This window comes from Parasphingorhabdus sp. (assembly GCF_048269865.1).
In the GTDB taxonomy this organism is placed as follows: Bacteria; Pseudomonadota; Alphaproteobacteria; order Sphingomonadales; family Sphingomonadaceae; genus Parasphingorhabdus.
In genome coordinates this window covers 141,968-165,762 of sequence record NZ_JBLWUA010000003.1, presented here as the reverse complement: position 1 = coordinate 165,762, position 23,795 = coordinate 141,968, and the positions used below count along the sequence as shown (strand labels likewise).

Here is a 23,795-nt window from a genome sequence, read left to right as displayed (position 1 = left end):
AGCCGCTGAACCAGATCGCTCCTTCCTGTTCTGTTGCAGCTTTACCAGACATTAATCCGCGGCTCCCACGCGCGACGGATTTACCAGAAAAACCACAAAACCGCGAAAATTTGGCATGTCATCCAAATGATCGGGTGCTTGCCACTGACCGCCTTGGACCAGACCGAGGCGAAATGGCATCGGCAGGTCGCGCAGTCGTCCGAGCCACTGTTCATATCCGGGGATCGTCGCGCGCCCCTGATAGGTCTGGAAAACCGCCTCATCAGCGACATCAGCCAGCGCGGACAAGTCCGAGGGGTCCCCATTGGCACTCCAGTCAAGCAAACCGGTAATCGAGAGCTTGAAGCGGTCAGGCAGAATATTTCGAAAAGACCGCAAAAATGCAGCGTAACCTTCCAAACCATTGGTGCGCGCGTCAAAATCGATCTGGACGCCGGTCAGCGGCCGATCCCGCCTGTCCCATTTTTCCGCCAGTTTAAGGATTTCGTCGGCGATTGCTGGCGACCAATCGAGCGTTTCAACGCGCACCACCAGCCACAGCTCGTCCACAGAAACATCGGGCGTGGCCGGCCTGAGCTGGCGAAATCGGCCGGGGTCGCCTGCCCTGACTTCTCCGGCCAAAATATAGATCGACTGTGCCCGATCCAGCACGGGCTGCGGCTTGACCCCGGCCCATAGCCAGAAGGAATCATAATTTTCGGCAACTACCGTTTGCGCCTCTGGCATCGCGGAGCGGTCACATCCGCCCACAAACAGGACGGCGAATGCCAGAAATAGCAAACGAGCCAAGGACTACCAGTAGAATTTGAGCTTTTGCGCCCATTGCGAAGAACGATATCGCGTTTTCAGTTCGCGGAACCAGGCCGCACGCTGATCCTGATCAACCTCCTCGCCGCCACAGCTGTTTCTGCCGGCAGGGCCATAGCACCATACCGCCCGATAGAGAGCATAGGCGCGGTTTTCCGGATTGGAACGTCGATCAGCAATGATCCGTTTATAGGCTTCCAATCGTGAGAATTTTGATCCGGGAAACCCCTGCTTTTGGCCGCCCAGACTGTCGGCATCCGGCTGCTCGTCGAGCCAGTAGTCGTCAAAACCGGCCATGCGCAAATAATCCCCCAGGCACAGCTGGGCACGCGGATCATTCGGGCTGGATGCCAGGGTCTGAACCGTCTGCTTCAGCCGGGGGCAACCAAATGCCGTCGTTTCATCAAATTTGGTGAACAGTCCCAGCGGCACAGGTCTTGGCTCGACTTCATAGCCGTAATTGTTTTCGGTGCTCAGATTGTAGAACGGCTCGGCCAGCTTTGCATTGGTCGGGACCAGTTTGAGGTCATCCAGAAAGGCCGAATAATCCCGATGCGTCAATTCCCGGTACAGCAATACATATAAAGCCAGATCACGCTCTCTCTTGACCGCCCTAGCGTCCTTCGCCTCCCTGCGCAGCAGGGCCGGTCCCGCCGAATATTGCAGCAATATTTCCCGCAATACCGGCGTTTGGACAAGAGAGTTCGCAGCAAAAACATCGGCAACCGAATCGCTCCGCTCCAAATTCCTCGCCAAGGCAAATTCGACGAGACCGCGCTGATAACCGCTTTCTGCGCCGGTCAGAAGCTGCTGCCAGAAGCCGCGGGCATTGCGATCGCCGACCGCCTCCAGAGCCCGTCCGCGCAACATCTGCCGACTGAAATCCAGATAGCCATAACTCGGCTGTCTGGCGTCATCCCGGATCGTTGCCAGCACCATCTTTGGATCATTTGCGACGTAAAATGCATGAGCAGCCAGCAGATATTCAAACAGGCCGGGACGGCTGGCCAGCGAATCGCGCATGGCCTCTATTTGACTGCGGCGGATCGCCGGTTTTGGCTTTTCCTCACCGTAGGGATCATAGGGTTTCCGCATCTCATAGAGAGCGGCCATCGCCAGAAGCTCCGGATCATTTGCGATGCTGCCCGTCGACAAGTTCGGGAGCAATTTATCGTCCACCTCCTGAATGAGCGTGGGAAGTTGCAATCCGGTCGTGCCCGGCCTGCTCAGAACATCTCCATATTCCGCCGAGAGCTTCCCGATATCGCCGGCGAGCCAGTAGACCCTGCGGAGCAATCCCTTGGCCGATTGCTGATAGGATCCTTTGGGGTAAATCTTCCGGTAAAGCTTGAAACCGCGTTCGGCGTTACGGATCGCGCCCTTATCCACCGCGGTCTTTCCGTCAAAATATCCATAGTCGTCAAAAGCGCGAACCTGCGACCGATTGAGCTCGGAACGCGCGATCATGTATAGCGACGTCTCTTTCAGCCAATCATCTTCGGCCTGCACGAGCGAACTGAATCCTTTGGTCGCCGTGTCAAAATCGCCGTTGTAAAAGGCCAGCGCGCTGGTCAGATAGACCCCGAAATCCCGCCCTGTCTGGGTGCGCAGCGCCGACAGTCGGGCAACGCCTCCGGCTGTTGCGGCGGGATCTTCGCAATCCGGCGACAGCGAGCGACGGACCGAAATCAGCAGATCGCGTTCCATCTTCGCCATTTTCTTCACAGCGCCAACCGCCTGCACAAAGGCATCGCGGCCAGTGTCGACGGTCTGGCAGCGGGAATGCGAGTACCGACTGTCTGATTCAGAATCGGCTGGAGCGGGATATAGGGAATTGCTGAGCTCCGGCCATTCGAAGAAGACTTTTCCTTCACCGTCGGCCGCGCTGGCTCGCCGGTCGTCCTGCAGCAGAAGCAGCAAATTGACTCTGGTATCATTGCCGGGTTGCAACATGGCCAAGTTGTTGCCCGGTGAGAGTTGCCGGCCGTCCCATGCCCAGGGTCGTTGGTGGAAATAATCCGAACTGGCCTGCGCAGGCACCCCGGTCGTTGCCCAGATCATCAGCCCGATACTGAATATCCGAATCAACCTCATCTCATGGTCCCTCATTCCATTAAACTATTGCCCCGAATAGCCCGTTTTTCCCGGCGGCCAAACAAACAAAAAAAAGAGCCCCGATTTCTCGGGGCTCTTTCCAATTCATGCTGTCAGTCTCAGTCTTCCGTGATCGAAGCAGGCAATGGAATATCGCCGCCGCCTTCGTTCTTGGGACCGTCGTTGTTCCGACCGCGTCCGCCGCCATCACGGCCACGTCCGCCGCCGTCGCGTCCACGACCACCACCATCACGGCGTGGTCCACGAGGCTTGTCGCCGCGCGGTTCGCGGGCAGGACGGGTGTCCTCCAGCTCTTCACCGGTTTCCTGGTCAACAACCCGCATCGACAGGCGCACCTTGCCGCGCTGGTCGATTTCGAGAACCTTGACCTTGACGCTCTGACCTTCGCTCAGTTCGTCAGACACCTTCTCGACACGTTCATTCTTGATTTCAGAGACGTGGACGAGACCGTCCTTGCCGCCCATGAAATTCACAAATGCACCAAAGTCGACCAGGTTCACGACCTTGCCTTCGTAGATTTTGCCGACTTCGGCTTCTTCCACGATACCCTTGATCCAGGCGATCGCTGCATCAATCTGGGATTTGTCGGAAGAAGAAACCTTGATCAGGCCTTCATCGTCGATATCAACCTTGGCGCCGGTTTCCGCGACAATTTCGCGAATAACCTTACCGCCGGTGCCGATGACTTCGCGGATCTTTTCCTTGTTGATCTGCAAGGTTTCGATGCGCGGAGCATGTTCCGACATTTCGGTACGGACCGATGACAACGCCTTGCTCATTTCACCGAGGATATGAGCGCGACCGCCGCTGGCCTGTTCCAGAGCGGATCTCATGATTTCCTGCGTAATGCCGGCTACCTTGATATCCATCTGCAAGGAGGTGATACCCTTTTCGGTACCCGCAACCTTGAAGTCCATGTCGCCGAGATGATCTTCGTCGCCGAGAATGTCGGACAGAACCGCAAAATCTTCGCCTTCGAGGATCAGGCCCATCGCGATACCGGAAACCGGACGCGCCAGAGGCACACCGGCGTCCATCATCGCCAGCGAGCCGCCGCAAACGGTCGCCATCGAAGACGAACCATTGGACTCGGTGATGTCGGACAATACGCGGATCGTGTATGGGAAATCTTCCACTGTCGGCAATACCGGACGAAGCGCACGGAATGCGAGCTTGCCATGACCGGTTTCGCGGCGGCTGGTAAATCCGAAACGACCAACTTCACCCACCGAATAAGGCGGGAAGTTATAGTGCAGCATGAAATTGCTGTAGCTCAAACCGTCGAGCCCATCGATCATCTGCTCGGCATCTTTGGTGCCCAGGGTAGTGGTCACGATCGCCTGCGTTTCACCGCGGGTGAACAAAGCCGAACCGTGGGTCCGTGGCAGCAGGCCAACCATCGCTTCGATCGGGCGAACCTGATCGAGCTTGCGGCCATCGATACGGGTGCCATCCTTGATGATCGCGCCACGAACGATTTCCGCTTCCAGCTTCTTGACCATTTTGCCAGCGGTCATTTGGGTCTGGCCGTCTGCATCGGCATATTTTTCTTTGGCTTTTTCGCGAACCTTGTTCAGCGCGTCGCTACGCTCTGATTTGTCGGTTTTCTTGTAAGCCGCAGCGATATCGTCTCCGACCAGCTTGCGCAGTTCTTCCTTGATTTCGCTATTATCGTCGCCGGCGTCGAGCTTCCAGGGCTCTTTCGCTGCCTGTTCAGCCAGATCGATGATCAGGCCAGCAACGTCCTTGGACGCTTCATGAGCGAACTGGACCGCGCCGAGCATGACTTCTTCGGACAGCTCCTGGGCTTCCGATTCAACCATCATCACCGCACCATGGGTAGCAGCAACCACCAGGTCGAGTTCGCCTTCAGCGACTTCTTCCATGCTTGGGTTCAGCTGATATTCACCTTCCTTGTAGCCAACACGTGCCGCACCAATCGGGCCCATGAATGGAACACCAGAGATCGTGAGGGCAGCAGAGGCCGCAACCATCGCCAGAATGTCCGGTTCGTTGATGCCGTCATAGCTCAATACCTGGCAGATCACGTTGATTTCGTTGTAGAAACCTTCGGGGAACAGCGGACGGCAAGGACGGTCAATCAAACGCGAGGTCAGCGTTTCTTTTTCCGTCGCACGGCCTTCGCGCTTGAAGAAGCCGCCCGGGATACGACCGGCGGCTGAGAATTTTTCCTGATAGTGGACGGTGAGCGGGAAGAAATCCTGCCCTTCGCGCACGGACTTGGCGGCAGTTACTGCGCACAGTACAACCGTTTCGCCGAGGGTCGCGAGCACCGCGCCGTCAGCCTGACGGGCAATCCGGCCCGTTTCGAGGGTGAGGGTCTGTCCGCCCCACTCCATTTCAACTTTCTTTACATTAAACATTCGTATTTTCCTTTATCCCGCCTGCCCTATGCAGTGCGGGGGCTTTCTAGTGCCCAGCAATCCGGCTGAACAACGGTTCGGGGTCATTGTGCCCCATTTTCTCGCCTCACTTCACCTTATTGCGAAATTTGGCACTGTTCCCCGGCCAAGGCCGGGGTCCATCTCGAAACATTACGTCTAGTTGCAACTCTCGGAGATGGATCCCCCCCTGCGCGGGGATGACGCAAAACGTAAACGGCCCGCATAAGCGGGCCGAACGATTGCGTTATTTACGCAGACCAAGGTCCTTGATCAGCTTGGCATAGCGCTCGACATCTTTCTTGCGAAGATAATCCAGCAGGCTGCGCCGTTTGTTAACCATCATCAACAATCCGCGACGCGAATGGTTGTCTTTATGATGGCCTTTGAAATGCTCTGTCAGGTTCACGATGCGCTCGGTGAGCACGGCAACCTGAACTTCCGGGGAACCGGTATCGCCTTCGGTCTGGCCGAATTTCTTGATCAGTTCCTGTTTTTTTTCTGCGGTAATCGTCATATGGTTTTTCCTTCGAACATCATTCACATATTGAACCCGCGAACCACCTTGACGGTGCCATCAACAAGCTCGGCCAGCGCAACCGGAGAACCATGGTTCTCTGTCGCGAGAAAAAGCCCGTTGAGTGCGGGGTTCCCAATCATTTCCTGTTCGTCCAGCGTCATGCCTTGTCGAAGCAGTTTTGCCTGATCAGGAGTGAGGTCATAAGCCGGGATGTCGTCCAGCCCTGCCTCAAGCGGCAAAAGATAGTCTGTAATGTCCGCGCCCTTACCAATTTCGTTGAGTTTGTCCAGCGAAATCGCCTGTTCCAGCGTAAAGGGGCCGGCCTTGGTCCTCCTTAACATGGTGACATGGCCGACTGTGTTCAAGGCACGCGCAATATCGCGGGCAAGTGAGCGGATATAGGTGCCCTTGGAGACGGTGGCCGTTAGGGTGATTTCTTGCAAAGGTTCTAATGGCTCGTTATCCTGAACTTGTTTCAGGATCTCCCGGGGTCCTGAAACAAGTTCAGGATGACGAGTGGCCAGATCATATATTGTCACCTCCCGCAGCTTCATCTCCACATCCACGCCGGCCCGGGCGAGATCATAAGCCCGCTTGCCATCGATCTTCAGCGCCGAATATTTTGGTGGTATCTGCTCGATCGGCCCGGTGAATTGGGGCAGTATCGCTTCGATCTCTGCTAGCGTCGGACGATGGTCCGATGTTTCCGAAACCGCTCCCTCAACATCCAGGGTCTCTGTCTCGGTGCCGAACCCAATCGTAAATTCGTAAATCTTCGAAGCATCGAGCATTCGCCCGCACAGCTTGGTCGCCTCCCCGATCGCAATCGGCAAGACCCCGGTCGCCAGCGGATCGAGCGTGCCGCCATGCCCTACTTTTCGCTTGTTCCGTCCTTTTCCCATCAGCCCAGCTTCGCGCAAATTGCGTTTCACTGCACCAACAGCCTGGGTAGATCCCAGTCCGAGCGGTTTATCGAGAATGATCCAGCCGTGCATATCTGCCTGTTGCTCCCAATGTCAGGGCAATGGCCTTAGGCGGCGCGGCGGCTTTCCTCCAGTATAAAGCGGGGGATCAGGCTTTTGCCGGGCCGTTCCGAAGACCGATCCTGCACGCCGCTGAGCTCGACTATCGTTGGCCAGATGTCGAGGATGGAGACTTTATCATCATGCACCGCATGATCACCCGTCGCAATCCACAGGCAGCCGTCTGGATGGTGGCATCCGCTCTTGGTGGCCTCCATCGCATAGAGCCAGTCACTAAATTTGTGCGAACGGCCGGTGGAGCGATCGTGGATGATCGCGTCATCATCCATCACTGTGCGCAGCTGGCATCCGAAATAAAGCGCATTTTCCTCGCGGTCATGCTTGCTGAATCCAAAAACCTGATCGCCGGCTTCGGTCTCCCATCCTTCCAGTCTTGCGCGCGCGGTATCGCGTTCCGCACGGTCGGCAAAATGCAACATATACTGGTGCGTCATCGTCGGTTCGGCATGGCTTGGGGACAACCCACAGCCATCAAGCAGCGCCTGGAGATCGCGCAGCCGATAAAAATGCTGGCTGCCCTGATCCTCATAACGCAGAAAAGGCTGCTGGCTCAACGCAGTCTGGAAGATGATCAGCGCATCCTGCTTTTCTGCAAGGCGCAGAAAGCGTCCAATCAGATGATCCATGGCGATATAGCCCTCCCGGATCGCGCTGCCATATTTGTCGAGTTCCGCAGGGGCCGGACGAACGGTGAACGTATCAGGATCCATATGCCGCCAATAGCTATGCTGCAGGTGCGCGACCGAATTGACAAAAAAGCTGGCAAAGTCAGGTGCCAGTTTTCGGGAATAGTGGGCAAAAACGTCATATTGCATCGCGTCCAGTATTGCGACACGCTGCGCATTGCGGGCAGGATCGGATTTCTCTGCGACCAGCTGGGACAATGTCCGCATGATCGTATCCGGACTCCAGCCATGAGTGATCATGAAGCCGATAAAGGCCGCATAACTCGAGACGTCAAGCTGACCGTCCTGGTTCGAATGTTCCCGCACATTATGCGCCACGAAATCGGCGAAGCGATTCAGCTCAGGCGGATAGCTGCGTCCGTCATGGCACCAGGGATCGGCCAGATAAAGCGAGCCCGGCGCTGCAAAAGGCGCGGCATTCATGCTCGAGAAGTTCATCACCGACTTGCCCTGCGCCAGCAAAAACTGCCAGATATCGACGTCCTTCGCATCGCGCCCATCGGTCAGGTGGAACACATCATGATCGGCAAAGGGCAATCCGGTATGGATCGAATACCATTGGATCCACGGTTCCAGTTCATCGGCTTTTTCCGTGTCGGGATAGGTGGTAAAAACCTGTGACTGTGCATGCAGCCGGGAAAAATTGGGAAGCAAGCCCTCGCCCATCCACAAGTCCAGCAGAGGCGGGCAAAGCTCGTTTAATTCAAGCGAGATAATGGACCTGTTCATAGGCCTGCCCAATAGCCTGTAATGGTTCACAAAATGTTAGCTTTAGTCGGTGGCGATCGCCCGCCTAGCCCTGCCACTCTTCCTTCAGCAGACCAAATACTGCGGTATCCCGAACATAGCCGGTCCAGGTAATCCGGTTCTTGCGCAGCGTTCCTTCATGCTGCGCGCCCAGTTTCAGCACCGCCGCCATCGACCGTTTATTGCGGGTATCGACACGAAATTCGATGCGTGTAAAGCCGTTCGCGAACGCATGCTCGATCATCAGCTTCTTCATGATCCCGTTGAATCCGCTGCCCCGAACCGAGGGCGCGATATAGGTGCCGCCGATTTCGGTCACCTTGGTGTTCCCGTCCGGGTTGATATAGTTGGTCATGCCGACGAGTGCACCGGTATCGGCATTGATGACGGCAAAGCGCACCCAGTTGCTGGTATTGTGAAAGGAGCGGATCGCCTGGTCGAAATTATCGTCCAGCATCGAAACCGGATAGATTTCCCAGATTTCCTGATCTTCGGCGCAGGCCGCACGCAGCGGTTCGAGATGATGGTCGGCCAGTGGTTCGAGACGAACCGGGCCCTGTTCCAATATTGTCGACAGTTCAGCCATTCAGCCGCTCCCGAAAATGCTTCCGGCACAGCGCCAGATAGCTTTCATTGCCGCCAATTTCGGTCTGGGCACCAGCGGCAATCGCCCTGCCCGCTTCATCAATGCGTAGGTTCATCGTCGCTTTGCGGCCGCATTCACAGACCGCTTTCAACTCGACCAGACTATCGGCAATGCCGAGCAGCTTGGCCGAACCGGAGAACAGATTGCCCTGAAAATCGGTCCGCAGGCCATAGCACAGCACCGGAATACCGAGCTCGTCCGCCAGGCGTGCCAATTGCCAGACTTGCGCTTCGGTCAGAAACTGGGCTTCGTCGATCATCACGCAAGCGAGCTTGCCTGCCTCATGCTCTTCGCCGACCGCCTGAAATAAATCCGTATCCTCGTCAAAGCGATGGGCATCGGCGTGCAGACCGATCCGCGAGGCAATTGCCCCAAAGCTGGCCCGATTGTCGATCGCGGCGGTCCACAGCATCACCTTCATGCCGCGCTCGCCATAGTTGAACGCTGCCTGCAGCAGATTGCTCGACTTGCCGGCGTTCATCGACGCATAATAGAAATAGAGTTTCGCCATAGACTTCCGTCACTCGTCATCCTGAACTTGTTTCAGGATCTGTAGAGGTCCTGAAACAAGTTCAGGATGACGACAAGAGGAATCTAGGAGTCCCCGCCCAGATCCTGTGCAACCTTGGGGTTGTTGAGCAGGTTTTCGATATGCTCCGCCGTATCGAAGCTCTCGTCGGCCAGAAATTTCAGCTTGGCCGCATATTTCATCTTCACCCGCTTTGCGACCTCCTTCTGGAAGAAAGCGGTATTGGTCTTCAGCGCCTTGAGCACATCGGCCTCATTCGCCCCGAGCAAAGGCTTCACGAATACCGTCGCATGGCGCAGATCTGGCGACATACGCACTTCGGTGACGCTGACGCTGGTCGCGGTCAGCAATTCATCATGCACCTCGCCGCGCATGAGCAATTCCGACAGGATATGCCGAACCTGCTCGCCAACGCGCAGCAAGCGGACCGAACGGCCTTCGGGAGATGTGTCGTTATATTTTGCCACAATAATAAAGCCTCAAATTCGTCACGCCGAACCTGTTTCTTCGTGCGTCAGAAGCGGCGCAACTCGCACCACTGTTCACGCAGAATTCCGAAACAGGTCCGGGATGACAATATTATCAGAGAACCCGCTCTTTCTCCGTGACCTGGAAGACTTCGAGCATATCGCCTGGCTTGATATCGTTGGTATCTTCCAGAACCGCACCACATTCCATGCCGGCACGCACTTCCTCAACATCGTCCTTGAAGCGGCGCAGCGATGCGATGGTCGTCGCGCTGACAATGACATCGTCGCGGGTAAGGCGAGCGAACAGTCCTTTGCGCAACGCGCCTTCGGTGACCAGCAAGCCGGCTGCCTTGTCCTTCTTGCCCGACTTGAACACGTCCTTGACTTCCGCACGGCCGACAACATTCTCGATCTTCTCGGGACCAAGTTCCCCGGCCATTTCGGCACGGATATCGTCGGTCAGATCATAGATGATGTCGAAATACTTGAAGCGGACACCATCGCGCTTGGCGATTTCACGCGCCTTGGCGTTGGGACGAACGTTGAAGCCAATGATCGGCGCCTTGCTCGCTCCGGCCAGAGTCACATCCGATTCCGTGATCGCGCCGACACCGCTGTGCAATATGCGCACCTTGATATCGTCGTTCGAAATCTTGTTCAGCGCCTGCACGATGGCTTCGGTCGAACCCTGCACATCGGCCTTGACCAGCACGGGGAATTCCACTGCGCTGTTGGCAGCGGCCGAGAACATATTCTCGAGGCTGGTCGGTGCCTGCGTGGTCCGTTTCAGCTTCTCCTGCTCAGCACGATAAGCGGCCACTTCGCGGGCACGGCCTTCGTTCTCGACCACGGTCAGCTTGTCGCCAGCGGACGGAACGCCAGAGATGCCGAGGACTTCGACTGGTGTCGAAGGCCCTGCTTCCTTGACCTGCTTGCCCTTGTCATCGATCATCGCCCGGACCTTGCCGGTCTGCGAACCGACGACGAAGACATCACCGCGTTTCAGCGTACCGCGTTCGATCAGCACGGTCGCAACCGGACCACGGCCAATATCCAGCTTTGCTTCAACCACGGCCCCTTCCGCGGGACGATCAGGACGCGCTTTCAATTCCAGCAATTCGGCCTGGACGTGGATCTTGTCCATCAACTCATCGAGTCCGATTTTCTTGAGCGCGGACACTTCCGCGTCAAGCACGTCACCGGACATTTCTTCGACAATCACTTCATGCTCGAGCAAGCGGGTGCGGACCGTTGTCGGATCGGCGCCTTCCTTGTCGATCTTGTTAATCGCCACGATCATCGGGACGTCAGCTGCCTTCGTGTGATTGATCGCCTCGATCGTCTGCGGCATCAGGCCATCATCGGCTGCGACCACCAGGATCACGATATCGGTGACATTGGCTCCACGCATCCGCATTTCGGTAAAGGCCTCATGGCCCGGCGTATCAAGGAACGTGACCTTGTCGCCGTTCTTCATCGTCACCTGATAGGCGCCGATATGCTGGGTAATACCACCCGCTTCGCCAGCAACCACGTCGGTTCCGCGCAGAGCATCGAGCAATGACGTCTTGCCGTGATCGACATGGCCCATGATGGTCACCACCGGTGCACGCGGCTTCAGCGTTTCTTCCGGATCGACATCGGCCTGCGTATCGATTTCCACATCGGACTCCGACACACGCTGGATGTTGTGGCCAAACTCCTCGACCAACAGTTCAGCCGTATCCTGATCGATCGTCTGGTTGACGGTCACCATGGAGCCCATGTTGAACAGGGATTTGACCAGATCGGCGCCCTTTTCGCCCATACGCTTCGCCAGTTCCTGAACGGTGATGGCCTCGGGCACGATCACCGAACGGATCTGCTTCTCGCGCGGTTCGCTCGGACGACCGGACCGTTGGGCCCGCTTTTCCTTTTCCCGGGCACGTTTCAGCGCAGCCAGGGAACGGGCGCGCGCAGCACCATCTTCGCCGCGCAGCGCACGGTTGACCGTCAGCTTGCCCGATTGACGACGATCATTGCGATCCTCGCGTCCGACCTTCTGCTTTTCCTTCTCAGGCTTGGCACGCTTCGGCGTTTCCACCGGCGTAAATTTACGAGCCGGGGGACGCGCGTCGGTCTTCGCCGCTGGGGCTGGCGCACTCGGTGCCTCTTCCACAACAGAAGCATCAGCAGCGGCTTTTTCTGCAGCAGCGATTTCTTCCTGCGCCTTGCGCGCCTGCTCTTCTTCGGCCTTGCGATTTTCCTCAGCCCGCTTCTTCTCTTCAGCGGTCTGTTCTTTCTTCTCGCGCGCGTCACGCTTGCGGGCTTCCTGCATCGCTTCGAGGCGCGCTTCTTCCGCTTCGCGCAGCAGTTTCGCCTGCAACTCCTGACGGGACAGGGCATCGTTCGCTTTTGGCGCAGCCGGCTGTTTTTTCACTACAGGTTTCGGCGCCGGAGCCGGTGCCGGAGCAGGCACAGGCGTTTCCTTGACGATTTCCTTCGCCGCTTCCTGCGCACCGGGCTTGCCGACCAGCTTCTTGCGTTTTACTTCGACCACAACCTTGTTGGTGCGCCCGTGGCTGAACGTCTGTTTGACTTCGCCAGGCTCAACCGAACGCTTCAACCCAAGTGGTTTGCGTGCTGGTTTTGCCGTATCTTTTTTATCTTCACTCATCGAACAGACTTAATCCTTAAAATATATATATTACTGCAACATCTTACCCAGCGTATCAAAACCGGATCACGCAACTTTCTTTTCGGCATCATCATCCACTTTATCAGAACCGATAAAGTGAAGCCATCTTGTCAGGCTGTGCGAAATCCGCCCCGCTGCGCGTTTGTCGGTGATACCGATGTGCACAACATTCTGGCGGCCCAATGCCACAGAAAGGCCCTGCCGGTCCACCGGCAAAATCAAACCACGGACATTTGTGCCTTCGCGATCGCTGCCGACCCGCCAGGCCTGATCCAATTTGGCGCAACCATCGCGCCCGGCGTCGGAGGCATGGAGCAGCATATCAAGATCGCCTTGCCGCGCCGCCGTTTCGATCTTTTCGGAGCCAGTCAGCAATGTGCTGCCCCGCGCTTCGAGACCCAGCCTATCCAAGGTGGAGCGTTCGAGCGCAGATTCAAGCATCTCGGCAAGATTGTCCGGAATATCCAGCTGGCCGGTTTTAAACGCCCTTGCCAAGGCTCCCTTCAGCTGGCCCTTCGCCTGAGCAGTTTCAAGCGTGGCCCGATCGACAGCTATCCAGGCGCCGCGACCTGGTGCCTTGGCACGAACATCCGGTGCGATTTGCCCATCCGGACCCATCGCCAGGCGCACCAACTGGTCCTGAGGAAGACTTTCCCCAGTCAAAATGCATTTACGGTGTGGCGCTTGATCTAGAGGTTTAGACCGCGTTTCATTGGGGAGATTCCGCATCTGCGACCTCCCGGGTTTCTTCACTGTCGGCAGCGACCGGCTCGTCTTCATCGTCGAACCAATGCGCACGCGCCGCCATGATGATCTCGTTACCCTGCTCTTCGGTCAGGCCATATTTGGCCAACACACCATCCGGCTCAGGCTTGCGGTTATCATTGCGGCGACGCGGCTCCGATTTGCGTTTCAGAACCAGTTCGTCGGTCGCAAGGTCAGCCACATCATCAAGCGTCTTCAGGCCAGCTTCACCCAGCGTCACCAGCATGGCTTCAGTCAGGTGCGGCAATTCAGCAATCGCGTCTTCAACGCCCAGTTCGGTGCGCTTGTCGCGGTTAGCCGCTTCGCGCCGTTCCAGTGCTTCAAGGGCCCGGCTCTGCAGTTCTGCAGCCAGCTCTTCGTCAAAGCCTTCGATGCTGGAAATTTCTTCCGGCGCGACATAGGCGACTTCTTCCAGCTCGCTAAAGCCTTCGGCAACCAGCAGCTGCGACAAGGTTTCATCGACGTCCAGGTCTTCCTGGAACATCTCGGTGCGTGCGGCAAATTCAGCCTGACGCTTCTCGCTCGAATCCGCTTCGGTCATGATATCGATGGCGAGACCGGTCAGCTGCGACGCCAAGCGGACGTTCTGACCGCGACGGCCGATAGCGAGGCTGAGTTGGTCGTCCGGGACGACAACTTCAATCCGGCCCTCTTCTTCGTCGATAACCACGCGGCTAACGGTAGCCGGCTGCAAGGCATTGACGACGAACGTTGCAATATCGTCCGACCAGGGAATGATGTCGATTTTTTCGCCCTGCATTTCCTGGACGACGGCCTGCACGCGGCTACCCTTCATGCCGACGCAAGCGCCAACAGGATCGATCGAGCTGTCATGGCTGATCACGCCGATTTTGGCGCGCGATCCGGGATCACGAGCGGCGGCCTTGATCTCGATAATGCCGTCATAAATTTCCGGCACTTCCTGAGCAAAAAGATGCCGCATGAAATCAGGATGGGCGCGAGAGAGAAATATTTGTGGCCCGCGGTTTTCGCGGCGCACATCCAAGATCAGCGAGCGCACGCGATCGCCAACCCGGGCGGCTTCGCGCGGAATCTGCTGGTCGCGGCGGATCACGCCTTCGGCGCGGCCCAGATCGACAACCACATGACCGAACTCGACCGATTTCACCACGCCGGTGATAATCTCGCCCGCGCGGTCCTTGAATTCTTCAAATTGCCGCTCGCGTTCAGCGTCACGGACTTTCTGGAAAATGACCTGCTTCGCCGATTGCGCATCAATCCGACCCAAATCAACTTCCGGCAGCGGGTCGACAATGAAATCGCCAACCTTGGCACCGGGCTCCAGCTTTTCAGCCTGCTTGATGTCGACCTGCTTGAAATAATCTTCGACTTCCTCGACCACTTCAACAACCCGCCAAAGGCGCAAGTCACCGGTGTTGACGTCGAACTTGGCGCGAATGTCATTCTCGGCACCATAGCGAGCGCGCGCCGCCTTCTGGATTGCTTCCTCCAGCGCCTCGATCACGATCGTCTTGTCGATCATTTTTTCCGTCGCAACAGCAGTCGCGATCGCAAGCAACTCGGCTTTATTGGCTGAAATAGCACTGCCCATGATTAGTCTTCCTGTTCTTCTAAAGTCTGTTCTTCAATTTCGTCCGCACCGTCAGTTGAAACCGGAACGGTTGCAGCGATCAGCGCGTCTGTCAGAATCAATTTTGCCTTATGGACATTCGTAAGGGGCGTCTCCTGACTTCCCGTCTCACGATCGTCAATCTTTATTACATCGCCGTCTATGCCTTGCAGCAGGCCGCGAAGCTGTTTCTTGCCCGCCACCGCATCGATCACGCTGATCCGCGCCTCATGCCCGGCCCAGTTCGCATAGTCGATCGCGCGGGTCAGTGGCCGATCAATACCCGGCGAACTGACTTCCAGACGATAGGCGTAATCGATCGGATCGCGCCCCTCTTCTTCCAGCGCATCAAACTTCGCCGAAATCCGCCGCGACAAAGCCGCACAATCATCAATGCCAAGTTGTCCGGTTTCCGGACGCTCGGCCATGATCTGCAGGGTCGGCTCGTCCGCCCCGGCGACAAATTGCACCCGCACCAAATCAAAGCCCAAAGCGTCAACTTCCGGCTTAATCAGGTTGGTCAGGGTAGCGATATCAGTCAAATCAGTTCCATTTCCAAATGCAAGACCTTGGTTGCCGGCCCCGTCTGGCGCCAGCCCCTTCAAATCTCAAATTGTTGGGATAGGAGCTATTTAGGGACAGATTCTTGAAATTGCAACGGCTGATTCAAACGGCGACGACATTATAGACCAGTAGCGCCAGATAGGTGATTAGCAATATCCCGCCTTCCCAGCGGGTTATCTTGCGCCCGGTCGCGGCAAATATCAGCAGCAATATCGACGCGACGATCAACACCGGCAGACCGAAATTACTGATTTCTCCTGGAATAGTGCCGGGGGCAATAATCGCCGTCACGCCGCCGATTAGCAGCAGATTGAAGATGTTCGATCCGAGCACATTGCCCAATGCGACGGCGCTTGCACCCTTGTAGGCCGCGATCACCGACGTCACCAATTCAGGCAGCGAGGTGCCGATCGCAATCACCGTCAAGCCGATCACCGCTTCACTCATCCCGACCAGTCGAGCGAGATCAACTGCGCCTTCGACGAGCCAGCGCCCGCCGAGCACGATCATCACGATGCCGAAAAGAAGCACCAAAATCGACCGCCAGAGCGGCTGCGCGTCATGCAAGTGAGTATCGGCAGCCTCCAGCGCCTCGGCTTTTTCGTGCACGGCGCTGGCACCCGCTGGCTGGGTCTGTTCCGCCCGATAGGCATAGCCAAGATAGCCAACCAGAACCAAAAGAAAGCCGATGCCTATAGCAACCGTCGTTCCCGTTGTCGTGGCCACCAGCCAAAGCACGATGGTCGCAGCCAGAGCCAGACCGCCATCGCGCCACAGCGGCCCTCTCGGCACCACCACTGGCAGAATCAGCGAGGCCGCCCCCAGGATGAGCAGGCTGTTGGCGAGATTGGAGCCGACCACATTACCCCAGGCAATGCCCGGTGATCCGGCGCGCGCAGCTTCGATACTAGCCACCAGTTCCGGAGCAGAAGTCCCGAAGCCGACAATGGTCAGGCCAATTAGTAGCTCGGACATCCCTGCCCGTTCCGCCACCCGGACAGCGCCCCGCACCAGCAACTCACCGCCCACAATCAGCACGACAAAGCCGGCCAGCAGAATGAGCAGCGGAATGAGCATCAGCGAGACGCCATGCTAGAGGCCATTGCGTTTGCCAAGCAACTTGAGGCGCAGAGCATTGAGCTTGATAAAGCCTTCTGCGTCTTTCTGATCATAAGCGCCGGCATCATCCTCAAATGTCACGACTTTCTCGCTGTAGAGACTGTCTGGCGACTTGCGCCCGACGACATTCACCGAGCCCTTGTACAGCTTCAGCCGGACGGTGCCGTTCACCCGTGCCTGGCTGTGATCGATCGCAGCCTGCAGCATCTCGCGCTCCGGTGAGAACCAGAAGCCATTGTAGACCAGCTCTGCATAGCGCGGCGCAAGCTCATCCTTCATATGCGCTGCACCCCGATCCAGTGTCAGCTGCTCGATCCCGCGATGGGCCGCGTGATAAATCGTGCCGCCCGGCGTTTCATACATGCCGCGCGATTTCATCCCGATATAGCGGTTCTCGACCAGATCGAGCCGACCGATCCCGTGTTCCCGTCCATAATCGTTAAGCTTCTCCAGCAGCGTCGCAGGGCTCATCGCCTCGCCATTGATCGCGACGCCATCACCACGTTCGAAATCGATCGTGATATATTCCGGCGTATCGGGCGCATCCTCGGGATTGTTGGTCCGCGAATAGACATAGTCGGGCACTTCTTCCCAAGGATCTTCCAGCACTTTGCCCTCGGAAGAGGTGTGCAGCATGTTCGCATCAGTTGAAAACGGTGCTTCGCCACGCTTGTCCTTTGGAATCGGAATCTGATGCTTTTCAGCAAATTCAATCAACCGGGTACGGCTGGTCAAATCCCATTCGCGCCAGGGTGCGATCACTTTCACATCTGGGCTCAGACCATAATAGCCGAGTTCGAACCGGATCTGGTCATTGCCCTTGCCGGTCGCACCGTGCGCCACTGCATCGGCGCCGGTAAGCCGGGCAATCTCGATCTGGCGCTTGGATATCAGCGGACGAGCGATCGACGTACCGAGCAGATACAGGCCTTCATATAGCGCATTGGCGCGCATCATCGGAAAGATGAAATCCTTGACGAATTCTTCGCGCAGATCGTCAATAAAAATATGCTCGGGTTTCACACCCAGTGTTTCCGCCACGCGTCGCGCAGGACCCAGTTCTTCGCCCTGCCCCAGATCAGCAGTGAAGGTCACGACCTCGCACTGATATTCCTGCTGCAGCCATTTCAGGATCACACTGGTATCAAGACCCCCGGAAAAGGCCAGAACCACACGCTTTACGGAATCGCTCATTTTATCGTCTTTCCATGAATTAAGCGCCGCGCCTAACAGGCTCCAATTTACCGCGCAATATGATATGCTGGAATAATAAGGAGAGGATTGTGGCAAAAGCGGATCTGAAAACCAAACCGACCAGTGCAGATGTCGAAGCCTTCATCGCCACCGCCGAGCCGGAACGCAGGCGAGAGGAAGCCCGGCAACTGATCGACCTGTTCCGGCGCATAACCGGCGAGCAACCCAAAATGTGGGGCGACAGCATCATCGGGTTCGGCAGCTATGACTATAAATATGCAAGTGGCCGAGAAGGGACTTGGCTGCGCACCGGTTTTTCGCCGCGGAAGGCCAAGCACAGCCTCTATCTAATGGGGGCCTATTGCACACCCGATGCACAAGCGGAGCAAGACCGGCTATTCGGGTTGCTGGGCAAGCATAGCGTCGGCAAGTCCTGCCTCTATATCAATCGCCTCGAACAAGTGGACGTGGTCATATTGGAACAGCTCATCAGCAACAATTGGGCGCTGATGAATGAGCGCTATCCGGCATAAGAGAAGTTAATCCAATGGGTTGCATTCAACTCCCGAGACATGACTCGAAAGCGCTTGCCAGCCTGCTTTTGTCGCTTCCGCCCGGCGCAACAAATTCGACGATGCGTAGCTGTGCAGGCAGGTTGAACCGTCTCTATTCGTCCTTTCGCTCATTCCCCGTCCGGTGATCGTGACGAGGTCCTCTCCATGCCAGTCCAACCGATCCACGACATAGCGGAAATTCACTGGATTCCATGGGTCTCCCGCCAGCGCGGCAAGTTCCTCATCCTTCTCCACAGCCGATCCATCAGGACCAATATTAACAAAGCTGCTAGCCAGAAAATCTCTTAACCCATCAATATTCTGGTCGCGGTAATAGCCCGGCCAGAGAGTGGACTTGATGTGACGCAGTTGCTTTTCGTCCGCCTGTCTGTCCTGTGTTGTTTCAGCTTTTGTCGGGGCAGATATTGCAAATACCAACAGGGGTAGCGCATAAAAGGCTCTACGCATTTTGTTCCTCCATCGCGAAGTTGAGGACCGTTTATGCTAATGTCTGCGGACAAATAAAACCGTCTCTGGCGCCGTTAGTCGAATGACCATGATCACTGATCGAATTTACCGGTTTGCGGAACGTCCCGTTCGCAAAACACCTGAAACTAGCTCAGCAGATTTTTCTCCGTTTCGCCGATGTAGTCGCGCGTTATCGGCAATTCATGACGATTGCGGCTGAACTGGATCTGGTAATTGCACATGCCGCCATTTTCAAAAGCCGCCGTCGCGCCGGCGAGATAGAAGGTCCACATCCGGTAGAAACGCTCGTCATAGAGCGCGATGATTTTATCGCGGTTCTGCACCGTCCGCTTGTACCATTCGCGCAAGGTGAAGGCATAGTGCAGCCGTAGCGTCTCGATATCGGTAGCGATCAGGCGAAATGGCTCGCTCGCCGCGAGGGTTTCGCTCAGCGCCGGAATATAGCCGCCGGGAAAAATATATTTGCGGGTAAAGGCGTCGGTTGTGCCGGGTCCGCCCATTCTGCCGATCGTGTGCAACAGCATCACCCCGTCGTCGGTCATCAGGTTGGCACAGCAGCGGAAGAAGGTCTTGAATTGCGGTGTACCGACATGCTCGAACATCCCGACCGAAACAATCCGGTCAAATGCCCCGGCGTCGCGTTGAGCGAGGTCACGATAGTCTATGAGTTCGAACTTTACCTTATCAGCGACGCCTTCCTTTTCGGCCCGTTCCCGGGCCTTTTTAAGCTGCTCTTCGCTCAACGTGATCCCGAGAACCTCCGCTCCTGTTTTCCGATGCAGATAGAGCGCCATGCCGCCCCAGCCGCAGCCAATATCGAGCACCCGCTGCCCCGGCTTCAGATCGAGCTTGGCGGCAATATGCGCTTTTTTGTCGGCCTGGGCCTGTTCCAGCGTCAGATCCGGCCCATGCTTGTCAAAGTCCCAGTAGGCGCAGCTATATTGCAGGTCGTCGTCGAGAAATAGCTCGTAGAGGTCGTTGCCGATATCATAATGATGCGCGACATTGCTTTTGGACCGGCCAAGCCGGTTGATCCGGTCAAGGCTGCCCGCCGCACGATCGCGGACTTTCTTCAACGGGCTCGGCTCTTTGAGCTTGCCACCACGTTCGAATGGCCGATTGGCGCGCAGCAGCTGGACCAGCTCCATGATGTCGCCCTGCTCGACAATCAGGCGGCCATCCATGAACGCCTCTGCTGCGCCCAGCCGCGGATCCAGCAAAATCTGTCGGATCACGCCTTTGTCGGCGAGCCGGATACCTACGTCAGGATAGCCCGCAGTCGATGTGCCAAATTTCTCGGTAGACCCGTCCGCATGGGTAACCCGTATTGAGCCTTTCTCAATGACGTTTTGCAGAAATCTGCCCAATATCGACATATATTCACTCCCGATCAGCTCAAATTATGATGAAATCAAATGCCCGCATACCATGCGTAATTAGCGACATCCTGCCAATAGCCGCCCTTGCCTTCACCGATGCCGGCCAGAGAGGCGACGGCTTCTATGCCGGTTATATATTTCGCGTGCTTATAGCCGAGTTGACGCTCCACCCTGAGCCGCAGCGGCGCGCCATTGGCGACCGGCAAGGCCTGACCGTTCAGACGGTGCGCCAATATCGTCTGCGGATGAAAGCCGTCCACCAGATCGATGCTTTCATAATAGGGCCGGCCGCCCAATTTGTCGGCACAGTGAAAAACCAGAAACCGGGCGCGGTCCTGCAGCCTTGCGATATCGAGCAATATCTTGAGCGGCACTCCGGTCCATTGCCCGATCGCGCTCCACCCCTCGACACAGTCGTGACGGGTGATCTGGGTGCGCTGCGGCATCGCCTGGAGCGCCGCGATGCTGAACTGCTGAGGCTTTTGGAACAGTCCGAACAGCCGCAGCGACCAGTTGGCAAAACCCTGCGCTTCGCTGGCAGCATAAGCCGGGGTCGCCGGATCGCGCGTGCCGTTCGCCCGAAAAGTCGGAGACAGGTCTGCCACGCTATATTCGCTGGCCATCTGAAACCTGTCGCCGAGCGCCCGCTGGACCGTAAAATTAGCCGTTTCGGCGCTCGCCAACATGCGCTGGAAATCCGGGTTGCGGTTCAGGGCATCGCAGCCGGTCAAGAGGCCGCCTGCGCCAAGAGCAGCGCTGGTAATCAGGGTTCGGCGCGAGATTATGGTCATTTCGATTGCTCCTTGCGGGTGCCGCCTAAAATAATGCCCCGGATCTGGCGTATCGGGCCCGACAAAAGCACCATCACCATATGGATCACGAAAAATAGCACCAACAGCGAAGCAGTGATAAAATGCACCGACCGCGCGGACTGGCGGCCGCCAAACAGGTCCGTCAACAACGGCCAGTTGGCGTCCATCGCAGGCGACATCGCCAGGCCGGTACATATCATCAGCGGCAGCAGGATGAATATCACCCCGATATAGGTCAATTTCTGGATGACGTTATACTCCTCAGACCACGATTGCCGGATGACGGAAATCCTGGTGTGGTCGCGGAAGGATCGCCAGATATGGGACGGCCTCCACTCCTTTTTGCTCATGTGCAAATCCCTTTGGACATGCCGGTTCCAAAGCGACCGGATCATGAACAGCATCAGACCAAGGCTGAATATCCAGGCAAAGAAAAAGTGCCAGCGGCGGCCGTCGGCCAGACTGTAAGAGGATGGTATGGTTGCCCAGCCGGGAAAGACCCATGTGCGGGTGCGCCCTTCACTATCCTGCCAGTTTCCCAAGACCCCGGTCGTCTCAATACGCGTTTCACCAAAGCGAAGATATCCCATGGTGGACGAGGAGCCGACCGCCATCCAGGCATAGTCATTATTGGCCCCATATTCCCCCCAATAGAGCCGCGGATGGGCGTTGAAAATCGTCAGACCGCTCATCAGCAATATCAGCAGGCACAGCGCATTAACCCCGTGCCAAAGGCGGGTTGTCAGGCGATGGCGGGGGTGGTTTTGCATAAGAACGTCCCTTGGCATGAATACACTCTAGCTACTGGTTCGGCATTGCCAAGCCTATCGTTACTCTCAGCCGCCAAGTGATCATCTCACTCCGCCTCCCGCTCATATTCAATTCATCGATTTCTTGGCCATCGTGCGGCGGCAGGATTCTGAAAATTCCGGCGACAGGAAACGGGGAGGATAGCGATATCCGCCCTTTTTGTACCTTTCCAAAACGTCCAAAATCCGGCAAAATGCAGGCTCATGGTTTGAAGGATCAGAGATTATGAGTGCCTATAAACAAGTTGTAAAACTGGATCCTGATCCGCTTGCGCCCTACGCGATATCACCGGGGTGGCAGGTTGGCGATCTGCTGTTTCTCTCGGGTCAGGCAGCGATCAACGAGCAGGGCGAGATCGCCGGCCCCGGCGATTTCGACGCGCAACTGGCGCAGGTTTTCAAAAATATCGACCGCGTTCTGCATGCGGCGGGCAGCTCCAAGGACCAAATCGTCAAGGTCACCATCTATCTCACCGAGATGCAGAATTTCCCCAAAATCGTGCAGGCGCGGAAAGTCTATTTTGAGTATCCCTATCCGGCGGACACGATTGTTGAGGTACAAGCCCTGGCCTTGCCGGACCTGATGGTCGAGATTGACGTCATTGCGGCCGTCTAGCCCAACGCCGCCTGTTTTTCTTCCGCCAGACGATCCAGTTCTGCGCGACTCTTCTTTTCGCTGGCCGATTTCAACTGGCCACACGCCGCCATGATATCCCGTCCTCTCGGCGTCCGGACCGGCGCGCTGATACCTGCGTCAAAGATGATCTTCGAGAATGCCTTGATCCGCTCCGGCGCGGAACATTCATAGTCGGAACCGGGCCAGGGATTGAACGGGATGAGATTGACCTTGGCCGGCAGATCATATTTGCGCAGCAGATTGACCAGTTCGCGGGCGTCCTGATCGCTGTCATTCTTGTCCTTCAGCATCACATATTCAAAGGTGATCCGCCGGGCATTATTGGCCCCCGGATAGTCGGCGCATGCCTGCAGCAGTTCCTCGATCGAATATTTGCGGTTGAGCGGCACGATCTCGTCCCGCGTTTCCTTGTTCACCGCGTGCAGCGAAATTGCGAGATTGACGTTGATCTCCTCACCGGCGCGCGCGATCATCGGCACCACGCCGCTGGTCGACAGCGTGATCCGGCGGCGGGACAGCGCCAGTCCGTCGCCATCCATGACGATCTTCATCGCATCCCGGACATTATCAAAATTATACAGCGGCTCGCCCATGCCCATCAGCACGATATTGGTCAGCAGCCGGCCGTCGGACTTGTAAGCCTGATTATATTCCTTGGTATTTTCCGATTCTTCGTCGTCGGCAAAATCCATCACGCCTTTCGGCCACTCCCCCAGCGCATCGCGCGCCAGCATCACTTGCCCGACAATCTCGCCGGGGGTGAGATTGCGAACCAGCCGCATCGTGCCAGTATGGCAGAAACGGCAATTGAGCGTGCAGCCGACCTGGCTGGAAATGCACAAAGTCCCGCGATCCTCGTCGGGGATGAACACCATTTCATAATCCTGGGCATCCGCCGAGCGGAGCAGCCATTTACGCGTCCCGTCTTCTGACAGATGGGCTTCGACAATTTCCGGCCGTCCGATCACAAATCGTTCGGCCAGCCAGGGCCGCAGCGTCTTGCTCATGTCGGTCATCTGCGCGAAGTCGCTGATCCCGCGATGGTACATCCAGTGGAACAGCTGCTTGGACCGCAGCTTTCCCTGTTTTTCCTCCAGTCCCGCGGCGATCAGCACTTCGCGTATTTCGCCGACGCTGAGACCGATAAGGTCCAGCCTTCCGTCGGGGCGCGGAGTGACCTTGGCGGGCAAGGGAACGGGATCAATATGGCCGGGAATCTGCATGAGCGGCATATAAGGAC

Annotated in this window: 22 protein-coding genes; 2 read left to right on the top strand and 20 right to left on the bottom strand. The window is 56.8% G+C overall.

Going from position 1 to position 23,795, the window contains the following annotated elements; translation table 11 throughout:
• Nucleotides 1–51: 51 nt before the first annotated feature.
• From ACN0WW_RS05130 to ACN0WW_RS05060, 15 genes are all read right to left on the bottom strand, one after another.
• Complete coding sequence (locus ACN0WW_RS05130; RefSeq protein ID WP_417610076.1) at nucleotides 52–789, bottom strand: DUF3142 domain-containing protein; 738 nt, start codon at nucleotides 787–789, stop codon at nucleotides 52–54.
• Nucleotides 790–792: 3 nt separating this feature from the next.
• Nucleotides 793–2,901 (bottom strand): hypothetical protein, encoded by a 2,109-nt coding sequence (locus ACN0WW_RS05125; protein ID WP_417610074.1) that lies wholly within the window; start codon nucleotides 2,899–2,901, stop codon nucleotides 793–795.
• 119 nt (nucleotides 2,902–3,020) lie between these two features.
• On the bottom strand, nucleotides 3,021–5,306 hold the full coding sequence (gene pnp, locus ACN0WW_RS05120; RefSeq protein ID WP_417610072.1) for a polyribonucleotide nucleotidyltransferase: 2,286 nt from the start codon (nucleotides 5,304–5,306) through the stop codon (nucleotides 3,021–3,023).
• Between the two features lie 265 nt (nucleotides 5,307–5,571).
• Entirely contained in the window at nucleotides 5,572–5,841 is a 270-nt protein-coding gene (gene rpsO, locus ACN0WW_RS05115) for a 30S ribosomal protein S15 (RefSeq protein WP_348039410.1), read from the bottom strand.
• Nucleotides 5,842–5,864: 23 nt separating this feature from the next.
• The gene (gene truB / locus ACN0WW_RS05110) at nucleotides 5,865–6,839 is read right to left on the bottom strand and encodes a tRNA pseudouridine(55) synthase TruB (protein ID WP_417610070.1); all 975 of its coding nucleotides are present in this window, start codon (nucleotides 6,837–6,839) and stop codon (nucleotides 5,865–5,867) included.
• Nucleotides 6,840–6,874: 35 nt separating this feature from the next.
• Nucleotides 6,875–8,302 carry a hypothetical protein gene (locus ACN0WW_RS05105; protein ID WP_417610068.1) on the bottom strand — a complete coding sequence of 476 codons (1,428 nt, stop codon included), beginning with the start codon at nucleotides 8,300–8,302 and terminating at the stop codon, nucleotides 6,875–6,877.
• 64 nt (nucleotides 8,303–8,366) lie between these two features.
• Entirely contained in the window at nucleotides 8,367–8,906 is a 540-nt protein-coding gene (locus ACN0WW_RS05100) for a GNAT family N-acetyltransferase (protein WP_417610066.1), read from the bottom strand.
• Nucleotides 8,899–9,477, bottom strand: coding sequence for a thymidine kinase (locus ACN0WW_RS05095; RefSeq protein WP_417610064.1), 579 nt, complete (start codon nucleotides 9,475–9,477; stop codon nucleotides 8,899–8,901). The genes ACN0WW_RS05100 and ACN0WW_RS05095 overlap by 8 nt, the downstream gene beginning before the upstream one ends.
• Nucleotides 9,478–9,560: 83 nt before the next feature.
• On the bottom strand, nucleotides 9,561–9,962 hold the full coding sequence (rbfA, locus tag ACN0WW_RS05090; protein ID WP_417610062.1) for a 30S ribosome-binding factor RbfA: 402 nt from the start codon (nucleotides 9,960–9,962) through the stop codon (nucleotides 9,561–9,563).
• Between the two features lie 115 nt (nucleotides 9,963–10,077).
• Nucleotides 10,078–12,621: a translation initiation factor IF-2 gene (infB, locus tag ACN0WW_RS05085; protein WP_417610060.1), complete on the bottom strand. Its 2,544-nt coding sequence runs from the start codon at nucleotides 12,619–12,621 to the stop codon at nucleotides 10,078–10,080.
• Between the two features lie 66 nt (nucleotides 12,622–12,687).
• Entirely contained in the window at nucleotides 12,688–13,371 is a 684-nt protein-coding gene (locus ACN0WW_RS05080; RefSeq protein ID WP_417610058.1) for a DUF448 domain-containing protein, read from the bottom strand.
• The gene (nusA, locus tag ACN0WW_RS05075) at nucleotides 13,352–14,980 is read right to left on the bottom strand and encodes a transcription termination factor NusA (RefSeq protein ID WP_417610056.1); all 1,629 of its coding nucleotides are present in this window, start codon (nucleotides 14,978–14,980) and stop codon (nucleotides 13,352–13,354) included. The genes ACN0WW_RS05080 and nusA overlap by 20 nt, the downstream gene beginning before the upstream one ends.
• Nucleotides 14,981–14,982: 2 nt before the next feature.
• Nucleotides 14,983–15,540 (bottom strand): ribosome maturation protein RimP, encoded by a 558-nt coding sequence (gene rimP / locus ACN0WW_RS05070; protein ID WP_417610054.1) that lies wholly within the window; start codon nucleotides 15,538–15,540, stop codon nucleotides 14,983–14,985.
• A 124-nt stretch (nucleotides 15,541–15,664) separates the two neighbouring features.
• Complete coding sequence (locus tag ACN0WW_RS05065) at nucleotides 15,665–16,639, bottom strand: calcium/sodium antiporter (protein WP_417610052.1); 975 nt, start codon at nucleotides 16,637–16,639, stop codon at nucleotides 15,665–15,667.
• Nucleotides 16,640–16,654: 15 nt separating this feature from the next.
• A complete protein-coding gene (locus ACN0WW_RS05060; protein ID WP_417610050.1) occupies nucleotides 16,655–17,875 on the bottom strand; it encodes an argininosuccinate synthase in 1,221 nt (406 codons plus the stop codon).
• 89 nt (nucleotides 17,876–17,964) lie between these two features.
• Here ACN0WW_RS05060 and ACN0WW_RS05055 point away from each other — a divergent pair, with 89 nt between their 5' ends.
• Nucleotides 17,965–18,408, top strand: a complete 444-nt coding sequence (locus ACN0WW_RS05055; protein ID WP_417610048.1) for a DUF1801 domain-containing protein — start codon at nucleotides 17,965–17,967, stop codon at nucleotides 18,406–18,408.
• Nucleotides 18,409–18,414: 6 nt separating this feature from the next.
• On the opposite strand, the gene ACN0WW_RS05050 is transcribed toward ACN0WW_RS05055, so the two are convergent.
• The 4 genes from ACN0WW_RS05050 to ACN0WW_RS05035 all read right to left on the bottom strand — a co-directional run bounded on the left by ACN0WW_RS05050 (nucleotide 18,415) and on the right by ACN0WW_RS05035 (nucleotide 21,879).
• Nucleotides 18,415–18,897 carry a DUF4440 domain-containing protein gene (locus tag ACN0WW_RS05050; RefSeq protein WP_417610046.1) on the bottom strand — a complete coding sequence of 161 codons (483 nt, stop codon included), beginning with the start codon at nucleotides 18,895–18,897 and terminating at the stop codon, nucleotides 18,415–18,417.
• A gap of 146 nt (nucleotides 18,898–19,043) precedes the next feature.
• Nucleotides 19,044–20,294, bottom strand: coding sequence for a class I SAM-dependent methyltransferase (locus tag ACN0WW_RS05045; RefSeq protein WP_417610044.1), 1,251 nt, complete (start codon nucleotides 20,292–20,294; stop codon nucleotides 19,044–19,046).
• Between the two features lie 35 nt (nucleotides 20,295–20,329).
• Nucleotides 20,330–21,088: a molybdopterin-dependent oxidoreductase gene (locus ACN0WW_RS05040; protein WP_417610042.1), complete on the bottom strand. Its 759-nt coding sequence runs from the start codon at nucleotides 21,086–21,088 to the stop codon at nucleotides 20,330–20,332.
• Nucleotides 21,085–21,879, bottom strand: a complete 795-nt coding sequence (locus tag ACN0WW_RS05035; RefSeq protein WP_417610040.1) for a cytochrome b/b6 domain-containing protein — start codon at nucleotides 21,877–21,879, stop codon at nucleotides 21,085–21,087. The genes ACN0WW_RS05040 and ACN0WW_RS05035 overlap by 4 nt, the downstream gene beginning before the upstream one ends.
• A 265-nt stretch (nucleotides 21,880–22,144) precedes the next feature.
• Between ACN0WW_RS05035 and ACN0WW_RS05030 the strand changes: the two genes are divergently transcribed.
• Nucleotides 22,145–22,534 (top strand): RidA family protein, encoded by a 390-nt coding sequence (locus ACN0WW_RS05030; protein ID WP_417610038.1) that lies wholly within the window; start codon nucleotides 22,145–22,147, stop codon nucleotides 22,532–22,534.
• On the opposite strand, the gene rlmN is transcribed toward ACN0WW_RS05030, so the two are convergent.
• Nucleotides 22,531–23,787 (bottom strand): 23S rRNA (adenine(2503)-C(2))-methyltransferase RlmN, encoded by a 1,257-nt coding sequence (gene rlmN, locus ACN0WW_RS05025; RefSeq protein ID WP_417610036.1) that lies wholly within the window; start codon nucleotides 23,785–23,787, stop codon nucleotides 22,531–22,533. The genes ACN0WW_RS05030 and rlmN overlap by 4 nt on opposite strands.
• Nucleotides 23,788–23,795: the final 8 nt, after the last annotated feature.

Coding starts and splice junctions, on each gene's coding strand:
- ACN0WW_RS05125 (WP_417610074.1), bottom strand. CDS start 2,901: ATGAGGTTGATTCGGATATTCAGTATCGGGCTGATGATCTGGGCAACG.
- pnp (WP_417610072.1), bottom strand. CDS start 5,306: ATGTTTAATGTAAAGAAAGTTGAAATGGAGTGGGGCGGACAGACCCTC.
- rpsO (WP_348039410.1), bottom strand. CDS start 5,841: ATGACGATTACCGCAGAAAAAAAACAGGAACTGATCAAGAAATTCGGC.
- truB (WP_417610070.1), bottom strand. CDS start 6,839: ATGCACGGCTGGATCATTCTCGATAAACCGCTCGGACTGGGATCTACC.
- ACN0WW_RS05105 (WP_417610068.1), bottom strand. CDS start 8,302: ATGAACAGGTCCATTATCTCGCTTGAATTAAACGAGCTTTGCCCGCCT.
- ACN0WW_RS05100 (WP_417610066.1), bottom strand. CDS start 8,906: ATGGCTGAACTGTCGACAATATTGGAACAGGGCCCGGTTCGTCTCGAA.
- ACN0WW_RS05095 (WP_417610064.1), bottom strand. CDS start 9,477: ATGGCGAAACTCTATTTCTATTATGCGTCGATGAACGCCGGCAAGTCG.
- infB (WP_417610060.1), bottom strand. CDS start 12,621: ATGAGTGAAGATAAAAAAGATACGGCAAAACCAGCACGCAAACCACTT.
- ACN0WW_RS05080 (WP_417610058.1), bottom strand. CDS start 13,371: ATGCGGAATCTCCCCAATGAAACGCGGTCTAAACCTCTAGATCAAGCG.
- nusA (WP_417610056.1), bottom strand. CDS start 14,980: ATGGGCAGTGCTATTTCAGCCAATAAAGCCGAGTTGCTTGCGATCGCG.
- ACN0WW_RS05065 (WP_417610052.1), bottom strand. CDS start 16,639: ATGCTCATTCCGCTGCTCATTCTGCTGGCCGGCTTTGTCGTGCTGATT.
- ACN0WW_RS05060 (WP_417610050.1), bottom strand. CDS start 17,875: ATGAGCGATTCCGTAAAGCGTGTGGTTCTGGCCTTTTCCGGGGGTCTT.
- ACN0WW_RS05050 (WP_417610046.1), bottom strand. CDS start 18,897: ATGCGTAGAGCCTTTTATGCGCTACCCCTGTTGGTATTTGCAATATCT.
- ACN0WW_RS05045 (WP_417610044.1), bottom strand. CDS start 20,294: ATGTCGATATTGGGCAGATTTCTGCAAAACGTCATTGAGAAAGGCTCA.
- ACN0WW_RS05040 (WP_417610042.1), bottom strand. CDS start 21,088: ATGACCATAATCTCGCGCCGAACCCTGATTACCAGCGCTGCTCTTGGC.
- ACN0WW_RS05035 (WP_417610040.1), bottom strand. CDS start 21,879: ATGCAAAACCACCCCCGCCATCGCCTGACAACCCGCCTTTGGCACGGG.
- ACN0WW_RS05030 (WP_417610038.1), top strand. CDS start 22,145: ATGAGTGCCTATAAACAAGTTGTAAAACTGGATCCTGATCCGCTTGCG.
- rlmN (WP_417610036.1), bottom strand. CDS start 23,787: ATGCCGCTCATGCAGATTCCCGGCCATATTGATCCCGTTCCCTTGCCC.